The sequence below is a fragment of the Magnetococcales bacterium genome, from assembly GCA_015231925.1.
Lineage (GTDB): Bacteria > Pseudomonadota > Magnetococcia > Magnetococcales > JADGAQ01 > JADGAQ01.
The window spans coordinates 1-8482 of sequence record JADGAQ010000183.1 but is presented as its reverse complement, the minus strand read 5'-3'; the positions used below and the strand labels follow the sequence as shown (position 1 = coordinate 8482).

Annotated in this window: 10 protein-coding genes, 1 tRNA gene and 1 pseudogene; 6 read left to right on the top strand and 6 right to left on the bottom strand. The window is 57.3% G+C overall.

Annotated elements, in window-relative coordinates; genetic code table 11:
- A partial coding sequence (locus tag HQL56_16155) for a tyrosine-type recombinase/integrase (protein ID MBF0311048.1) occupies positions 1-296 on the top strand: 296 nt, incomplete at its 5' end.
- A gap of 86 nt (positions 297-382) precedes the next feature.
- On the opposite strand, the gene HQL56_16150 is transcribed toward HQL56_16155, so the two are convergent.
- A tRNA-Phe gene (locus HQL56_16150) sits at positions 383-458 on the bottom strand.
- A gap of 218 nt (positions 459-676) precedes the next feature.
- On the opposite strand from HQL56_16150, the gene HQL56_16145 reads away from it, so the two are divergent.
- Positions 677-1021, top strand: coding sequence for a DMT family protein (locus HQL56_16145; protein ID MBF0311047.1), 345 nt, complete (start codon positions 677-679; stop codon positions 1019-1021).
- Positions 1022-1119: 98 nt separating this feature from the next.
- Here the strand turns inward: HQL56_16145 and HQL56_16140 are convergent, their stop codons facing one another.
- Entirely contained in the window at positions 1120-1341 is a 222-nt protein-coding gene (locus HQL56_16140; GenBank protein MBF0311046.1) for a hypothetical protein, read from the bottom strand.
- Between the two features lie 355 nt (positions 1342-1696).
- On the opposite strand from HQL56_16140, the gene tpx reads away from it, so the two are divergent.
- The 4 genes from tpx to HQL56_16120 all read left to right on the top strand — a co-directional run bounded on the left by tpx (position 1697) and on the right by HQL56_16120 (position 4583).
- Positions 1697-2194 carry a thiol peroxidase gene (gene tpx / locus HQL56_16135; GenBank protein ID MBF0311045.1) on the top strand — a complete coding sequence of 166 codons (498 nt, stop codon included), beginning with the start codon at positions 1697-1699 and terminating at the stop codon, positions 2192-2194.
- A gap of 201 nt (positions 2195-2395) precedes the next feature.
- Entirely contained in the window at positions 2396-3097 is a 702-nt protein-coding gene (locus HQL56_16130; protein MBF0311044.1) for a Crp/Fnr family transcriptional regulator, read from the top strand.
- Complete coding sequence (locus HQL56_16125) at positions 3081-3944, top strand: metallophosphoesterase family protein (protein ID MBF0311043.1); 864 nt, start codon at positions 3081-3083, stop codon at positions 3942-3944. Before HQL56_16130 ends, HQL56_16125 begins: the two co-directional genes overlap by 17 nt.
- A 15-nt stretch (positions 3945-3959) precedes the next feature.
- Positions 3960-4583: a class I SAM-dependent methyltransferase gene (locus HQL56_16120; GenBank protein MBF0311042.1), complete on the top strand. Its 624-nt coding sequence runs from the start codon at positions 3960-3962 to the stop codon at positions 4581-4583.
- Positions 4584-4805: 222 nt separating this feature from the next.
- Here HQL56_16120 and HQL56_16115 read toward each other — a convergent pair.
- From HQL56_16115 to HQL56_16100, 4 genes and pseudogenes are all read right to left on the bottom strand, one after another.
- Positions 4806-6325 (bottom strand): annotated as a pseudogene (locus HQL56_16115) (IS66 family transposase).
- Between the two features lie 45 nt (positions 6326-6370).
- Positions 6371-6679: an IS66 family insertion sequence element accessory protein TnpB gene (gene tnpB / locus HQL56_16110; GenBank protein ID MBF0311041.1), complete on the bottom strand. Its 309-nt coding sequence runs from the start codon at positions 6677-6679 to the stop codon at positions 6371-6373.
- Positions 6680-6934: 255 nt separating this feature from the next.
- Positions 6935-7081, bottom strand: coding sequence for a hypothetical protein (locus tag HQL56_16105; protein ID MBF0311040.1), 147 nt, complete (start codon positions 7079-7081; stop codon positions 6935-6937).
- 400 nt (positions 7082-7481) lie between these two features.
- Positions 7482-8482 (bottom strand): DNA cytosine methyltransferase (locus HQL56_16100; GenBank protein MBF0311039.1); only part of this gene is annotated, 1001 nt, incomplete at its 5' end.

Below are 8482 nucleotides of genomic sequence, written 5' to 3'. Positions count from 1 at the left end.
GGACATGCAGCCGAAAGTCAAGGCCGCTGCCTGACGGGGAGAAATTGGCGGATACCGTGAAAGCGTACCGTCGCGTTGTCCTGGCTGCCGGTCTGGACCCAAACCAAGTCGTTCGCCATACCCTTCGCCATACCGCCATCACCCACCTGGTTCAAGCGGGGGTGGATCTTCCCACGGTCAAACGCATCTCCGGGCACAAAACCCTGGCCATGGTGGAACGCTACAGCCACCAGAACGGGGAACATATTCAGACGGCCATGGATCGATTGGAAGGACGGTATCGGCAGTTGGGGTGAGGCTGTTTTTCTGGCACGATTACACAGGAATTACACAGAGCCAACAAAAAAGGGTTGCCGCCGAAGCTGCAACCCCTTGATATTATTGGTGCCCAGGGACAGAATTGAACTGCCGACACGAGGATTTTCAGTCCTCTGCTCTACCAACTGAGCTACCTGGGCAAAAATCACGTCACCGTCAAGCAATCGGGCCGGCAAGGAAGGGCCTGCATCTTAGCCAAGCTCCCACCACCCGAGGCGCATTCTAGGGTTGGACGGGGGAGTTGTCAACCGACATCGCACGGAAGAGGCGAATGTGATCCGTCTTGACGACCGGCAAAGGCAGAATTACCCTGTCGGGAGTCGTTTCTGCCTCAACTGCCGCTCAGAGGGTCTCCACAATGCAAGCTACATGGCTCACGGTTGGAATGCTGGTCGCTTCCAACCTCTTCATGACCTTCGCCTGGTACGGACACCTGAAACACCTCGGCAGCAATCCCTGGTTTGTCGCCGCGCTGATCAGCTGGGGCATCGCCCTTTTCGAATACCTCCTGCAGGTCCCCGCCAATCGCATCGGGTTCACGGTCATGAGCCTGCCCCAACTCAAAATCCTTCAGGAAGTGATCACTCTGCTGGTCTTCGTCCCCTTTGCCGTCTGGTACATGAACACCCCCATGCGGCTGGATTTCCTCTGGGCCGGTCTGTGCCTGGTCGGGGCCGTCTACTTCATCTTCCGAGGCATGTAATTTTCTATCTCACCGACAAAAAAGACCCGGGGCACTTATCCCCCCGGGTCTTTTTTGCAATTATCCCTCAGGAAAGAGCGGATCCGTTTACTGCCAACTTATTTATGCTCACCGGGCTTGTGCTCTTTGTGATCTTTGTGCTCCTTGGCCGCATGACAGGCCGCCGGCATATCTTTGCCATTCATCTTATGGGCTGGAGACCAGGAACAGGCTTTATCGGCTTTGCAGGCCTTTTCATCGTGGGCCTTGCAATCCGCCTGCGCCATTCCAACCGAAGCCATGAAGGTCAACCCCAACAATACGGCAACTTTCTTACTCATCGCATGTCCTTTCCACAAAGAGATTCACCCTGTTGACACGTCGGCACAAAAAAAACACATCGCCAAGCAAAACCACATCGCTACCCGGCATCGACTGGAAAGACCCCGCCGAATTCCCGTTGCAATGCATAGCATGCCTTGGCCATCACGTGCTGCCGAGGGCAGGCTACTCAAAAATCGCCGGAAAGGCAATTCCTTTATCTCCAGCAAGGACCGTTACGGCGTTATATATTTTCATCAATTGATTTCTTATTCAGGAACCGTTAATTTTTCTGCGGGAAAAGCCTCCGCAATTCCCTCACGACCGGTGGTAAACACCTGAACAACGCCATACGCAATTGGAAGGAAATAGTACATGGCAACGATCACTCTCAAAGGGAACCCTATCGAAACCGTTGGCAACCTCCCCGCCGTGGGATCTGTCGCCCCTTCGTTCAGCCTGACCGACACGGCTCTCAAGGACTGTTCTTTGGCGGATTATGCTGGAAAGACGGTGGTTCTCAATATCTTTCCCAGTATCGATACGCCGGTTTGCGCCGCTTCGGTGCGTTATTTCAACCAGGATGTGGCCAAGCGCGCCAATACCGTGGTGTTGTGCATCTCCCGGGATCTGCCGTTTGCCTTGAAACGCTTCTGTGGAGCCGAAGGCCTGGAAAATGTCTTCTCCCTCTCGGAAATGCGTCAACTCGGTTTTGGCGAAGCCTACGGGGTGCGTATCGCCACCGGCCCTCTCGCCGGCCTGTTGGCTCGGGCCGTGGTGGTCATCGATGGACAGGGCCGGATCACTTACACCCAGCAGGTTCCCGAAATTGTTCAGGAACCCGACTATGATGCCGTAATCGCCGCCCTGTAAGCTGCCCAATCGGGCGATTTCCCAATCGCCCGATCTTCTTTCCCCGCTTTCCGCTTGACTTGCCGGGCCCTGAACGGGACAATGGCTGGCGAAGCTATTGATACGATATGCTGTCCGAACTCTCTCCTGCCTGCGAACTGCCCAATGATTCCCATAACCCGGCGGTCAAAGGAAGAAATACCCCTTTTTGAGCGCCTTGTGGTGCGCCGCCAGCCACTGTTTTCCGCACTGACACCCGATCAAAGGCAAAAAGTCGCCCAGTCCACCAACCTGATCACTTTTGAAAAAGGAGTGCGCCTCTTTTCAGAAGGGGACGAAGCGAGCCACTTCTTTCTGGTTGCCCGAGGACAAATCAAACTCAGTCGGGAAGCCTCCAATCCTGACCGGGAAAAAATCCTGGAAATCGTGCGGCCGGGCAGCACCTTCGCCACGGCGCTGATGTTTCTGAAACGAAACATTTTCCCTGTCTCCGCCACCGCTCTGACCACGGGGGAGGTCTATCGCTTCGACAATCACGTTTTCATGTCCCTGTTGCGGGATTCCCCGGAAACCTGTTTCCGGGTTTTGGCGGTGTTGAGCCACCGACTGCATGATCAGGTGGAAGAAATCGATGGGCTTTGTCTGCAGAACGCTCCCAGCCGTCTGGTTCAATTTCTGCTGCAGGAGGCCCGTTGCGGCACCTCGGATGCGGTGCGCTTTCAACTGACCGTGCCCAAACAGATCATCGCCGCCCGCATTTCAGTCAAACCGGAATCGCTTTCCCGGATTCTGAACGGACTGAGTCGCCGGGGCCTCCTGACCGTCACCAACAAGGAGGTCGAAATCCCCAGCATCAAACAGCTTCAGGAGGCAGTGACCAGTTGCAACCGTTCTTGTCAAGGCCGGGATGAGCCGCTTTTTTAGAGTCTGGCTGCCGACCCTGCTGTTGTCGCTTATCCTGTTGTGGGCCGGATTGGTCGAACCGCGATGGATTGTACTGCGTCAACTGAATGCCCACCTCAAGAACTGGCCCCAAGACCGGACGCGCGTCGCCATTCTTTCCGATTTCCATATCGGCTCCATCCATATGGACACGGAACGACTCGACCGGTTGGTCGCCCGGGTCAATCGCGAACAACCCGATCTTGTGCTGTTCCTGGGGGACTTCACCTACAGCGGCGATGTACGGGCGAACGATCCGGCCAGAATGGAGGAAATAGCCACGATTCTGGGCCACATGGAGGCCCCCCTGGGCCGCTATGCCGTTTTGGGCAACGCCGATGCCCGCTTCGAGCCATCCCGGCTCACGGAGGCTCTGCTAGGCCACGGAATTCATCCGCTGAAGAACGAAAATCGCCGCATCCAGGTGAATTCAGGGGCATTCCATCTGGCAGGCGTCAACCATCCCTTTACGGGCGGCGCCGATTTGAACCGCTCCCTGGCAGGCATCACACCCGGCCAACCTGTTCTGTTGATGACCCACGATCCGGAGATGATCAAGCATCTGAATCGAGAGAACCTGTTTGCCCTGGCAGGACACACTCACGGCGGACAGGTACGATTACCGGGAATGCCCGCTTTGGTCATGGCTTCCGATCTTCCCCGCTCCTGGGCCTGGGGATTGATCCGCCATCATGCGCAGTGGCTCTTTGTCACCGCCGGACTGGGTACGGAAGGAGTGCCGCTTCGCTTTCTGCGCTTTCCGGAGTGGGTCCTGATGACGATATCACCCGGAGACCCCGATGCCTCTCTCGGGGAAACGCACTATTGATAGAGGGAGAAGGAGATGAAGCTGCGCAGCAACAAACTGCTCGGACCGGAAGGACAATATCCAACCTGGGAAGAGTTATATGCCAGTGAACCCGTGGAAGAGTTGCCCTGGTATTGGGAGCTTCTGGACAAGGACGTCGCCAGGGCCATCGAGGACTATCCCCCACCAGGAAAAGAGGTTCTGGATCTGGGAAGCGGACCCGGCACCCAGGCAGCCATTCTGGCAGCAAAAGGCTGGAAAGTGACCGCGTCGGATTTATCCGCTTCCGCCGTCAAAGAGGCCACCCGGCGTCATGCCGGACATACCATCCGTTTCGTGGTAGACGATATCCTGCGGAGCGCTCTGAGCGGTCCTTTCGACCTGATCGTGGACCGGGGCTGTTTTCATGTACTGAACCCCGAAAGCCGCTCCGTATACCGGCAACAGGTCAAGCAGTTGCTGGCTCCCGAAGGGCTGCTCTATCTCAAGACCTTCCATTACCGGGAATCTTTCGGGGGAGGCCCCCATCGTTTTAGCCCGGAGGATATCGAGTCCATCTTTGGCGGCGAGTTTCGCATCTGCCATAGTGTGGAAACCGAATTCGAAGGCACGCTGGAAACCAGCCCCCTGGCCTTGTTTACCGTACTGGCCAAAGTATAACGGAACGGCAACCGCACGATGTGAAAGGCCGACACAAGCGTCGGCTTTTTATATCGTTTTTTTCCACGCAGAAGTTCCCTTGGACCAGCCGATTCAGGAAGGCCAGCCCCACCATACCATGGCGGGCATGGACCCTGAAGCGCGGAGCGGTCGTCCGTCTCTCTCCGGATGGGAAACCCTGCAGATCCTGATACATGGTAAGCGGTGATTTCTCCGCGTAGCTCAGGTCTTCGCCAAGACGACCCGATCCACGTTCCACGGCAGGAGTCCCTCAAAATCTTCCAAGGTTTGGGCAGCGGGCAGAACCGATAAGATGTGGCGCAGGTAGGCAAAGGGCTCCAACCCGTTGGCCTTGGCGGTCTCGATCAGGCTGTAAAGGTTGGCCGACGCCTTGACACCCCGCACCGAATCGGAAAAAGCCACCCTATCCGTCCGATGACGAAGGGACGGCTAGCGTTCTCGACCCGGTTATTGTCGATCTCCAGGGGGCCATCGTCCAGATAGCGGATCAGGCGCGACCATTGGTCGGCGAGGTAATGCAGAGCCATGCCCAGGGCACTTTTCGGTGGCGCCGTGGCAAGTGTTTCGTCCAGCCATTCCCAAAACTGTTGCAGAATCGGACCCGCCCGGGTCTGGCGCACGCGAAAACGGGTTTCTGGCTTGGCGTGCGACTCCCTCAACTCCTTCTCGATGTGATAGAGTTGCGGATGAAGGCCATGGCGTGCGCCCAGCAGCCGACATGGGTTATGCCCGGCTCCGCGCCTATCTCCAGGTACCCGGAGTAGCCATCGGTTTGCAGGTAGCCCTGATAGCCTGACAAGAGACCTTTTGCAACCGCACCGCTCCGACTGGGATCGTAGTCGAACAGAATGACCTCTCCCCCCGGCGAAGACCCTCTCCGAACCCACATGTACGAAGTGCTGGTGGCCAGCTTGCCCGTTTCCTTCAGCACCTGAACCGTGGTCTCATCCATCTGGATACCCCGTAATCCATCAGGTGATCCCGCATCAGCTTGATCAGCGGCTGGACCAGTGTTTCCGCCTGGATCATCCAGTTCGGCGGGGTGTACGGGACAGATCAATGCCCGCGCGGGTCAGAATATCTCCCTGACGATACAACGGCAGGCCGTCGGCAAATTTGCCAACCACCACATGCGCCAGCAATGCCGCCGTTGCCAGCGCCTTGGGTATGGGACGCGGCGGAACCGAAGCCGTCTTCACCCCCTGATGGCAATGGGGGCAGCCGTATTTGATCCGAACGTGCCAAATCACCCGCACGCGGGCGGGAATGATGTCCAGTTGTTCGCTGCTCCCGCGACCGATTTTCACCAGAATCGAACCATCCACATCACAGGTCCGCTCCATTTCCGGCAGATCGTAAATCACCTCATCACGGGGCAACCATTCCGGAAGGGGTTTACGGCCCGGCTTCCGGCGCCCGTGCCCGGTAACCGTGGAACTCTCCTCCCCGCTCTCTTCCTCGTCCGCAGCTTCCGGAGCCGTCTCCTTGATCTCCTCCGCTTCGTCGAACAGGCCGGGCTGCCTATCCTCCGAAGGGCTCTTTTCGCTGGAACGACCGAACCGCTTGGCCAGAAGAAGGTTCATCTACTCCTGAAACCAGCCTGCCTGGCCCTTCCAATACCGCTCCGGGTCCAACAAGTACCGTTCACGATCCTGCAGCGTCAGACCCATTTTCCGCAACAAGGCGGGATCTTCCGGAAGGTCGGGCGGGGGTGTTTCCAGAGGTGCGTTCATGGGGTGGATTATACCGCAAACCACCGGATAACACTATGAGATATTGAAATAATTCAAGACCTTGTGCGGCTTTATGCGGGCAATGTCGCAGCCGTCAAGAAGCCAGTTGAGTTGCTGACCGGTGATCGTCGCCACGCAGTTGGAGGGGTCGCGCAACCAGTGAAAACGATCCTGTTCCAACCGCTTTTGCCACAAGCAAAACCCGTTGCGCTCCCAATAAAGGATCTTGATCCGGGTTTTGTCCCGGTTGCGAAAGACGAACAGACCGGGACCAAAGGGATTCATGCCCAGTCCGGCCTCTACAAACGCGGCCAGCCCGTTGATCCCCTTGCGGAAGTCCACGAACCTCCAGACAGAGGGAAACCTCCTGCAAGTCCGCCGAAGGCCGCATCATACCAGGGTCGCCGCCGCACGCAACACGGCATGCACCGCCTCCTCTCCGTCGACGTTCCAATCCACCGTGATGCCGTTGGGAAAGGAAATGCGCCCGGAAACCGTAGGGACGGACGGCAAGACGGTAATCCGTTTGAATCGCGGGCTTGATCGCGGGCTTGCTGGCTGCCTTTCATCCAACAAGCCTGCGTCACGCAACTGCCGTTACCAGAAATAGAGCACCGTCCGGGTCAAACCACGAGCCGCCGCATAGGCCTTGATCGTTCCCGGTGTAGCCTGACACTGCAGGATGTGTTCCAGCCACCACCGTTGCCGTTCACTCAGGACCGCCACCTCGTGATTTTCCGTCATCTGTCCACCTCCTGGAAATTGAGGTTTCGCAGAAGGTGCCATCACCGGGGCGAACAGGAAACCCTGGGGAGAAATGGACGGTTACATATCCCATCCTCTCCGGATCGGCATGCCAACGAGTTTACCAACAAATTTGCTGGTATCCCACGGAACCTTATAGAAGCCTCTGAAAGGTGGATATACGAAAAAAGCCTTACAAATCGGGTTGTTCAAAACCGACTTGCAAGGCTTCTGGGGTGCTTGGAAGACCGAGTTGGTTGCGGGAGAGGCTACTAAAGAGCCCATCCAACTCATTGAAATTGCATAACAAGTTATTTCGCTTCACGATAGTTACCCCATTTTGTTCCTTGTGACCCCATTTTAGGGGGGAACGAGGGGGAGTCAAGAGGAATATCGCGCCTCAGTAAGGCAGGGTTCCTTTCGGCCTTGGGGATACCAGGGCTTTCACGATGGCCTGCATCACCGGTGGACAAACCCCATTGCCAAGCATCCGGATGCGTTGCCGGATTGTCCCCCTCTCAAACCGGTAGGTGGAGGGAAATCCCATCGCGGCTTGATATTCGACGGGCTGTAGCATGCGCACCCATGGCCCATCCTGGCCAGAGACCACGAGGAGGAACTTATTGACCGTCGTCACCGTGCGAAGCGGCCGGTCGATCGATTGATATCCATGGGCATCATTGCCGTAATAGGTCAATAGGAATGGATGCCAGTGCGTTGCCTGATCAATGCCGATGGCCCGGTTGAACGTCTCTTGAATCCAAATGGCATTATTCACCCGTTCAACCGTATTGGTTGCCCTGCCTGGGATCCGCAATGGTAACAACGGATACACTCCCTCATCGGCAAGGATCGAAGAAGCGGTCTGCACCTTTCCGCCAGGGGGTTGCACCACCGGGGGAAGCCGCTCACGATCCGCCAGAACGAACAACCGCCTCCTGGCCTGAGGAACCCCGAAGTCGGCAGAATCAAGCACCTCCTCTTTGATGTGGTAACCCCTACCCGACAGCGCCCCCAGAAACTCCCGGTAGCGGGTCCATTGCCGAAGACGCACCACGTTCTCGACCACCACCCAGCGCGGTTTGAGTCGGTCAATGAACGGCAGGACAAGGAATGGCTGCTCCAGGCTCGCCACATCCGGAGCGCCCCTCCTGGCCTGGGAATGCATGGTACACTCCGGGGAGGCCAGGATCAGATCCACCCCCCGAAAACCCTGCAAACGGTCGAAGTCGAACCCATCCCCGATGCACGCCTGGATGGCTTCCGCCCGAGGGTGGTTGTCACGATAGGTTGCGATGGCCATATCCCAGGCGTCAACGGCCCCGACAATCTCACACCCAGCCTGCCGGGCACCCTCGGACGATCCACCAGCGCCGCAGAAGAGATCAAGACAGGTGATGG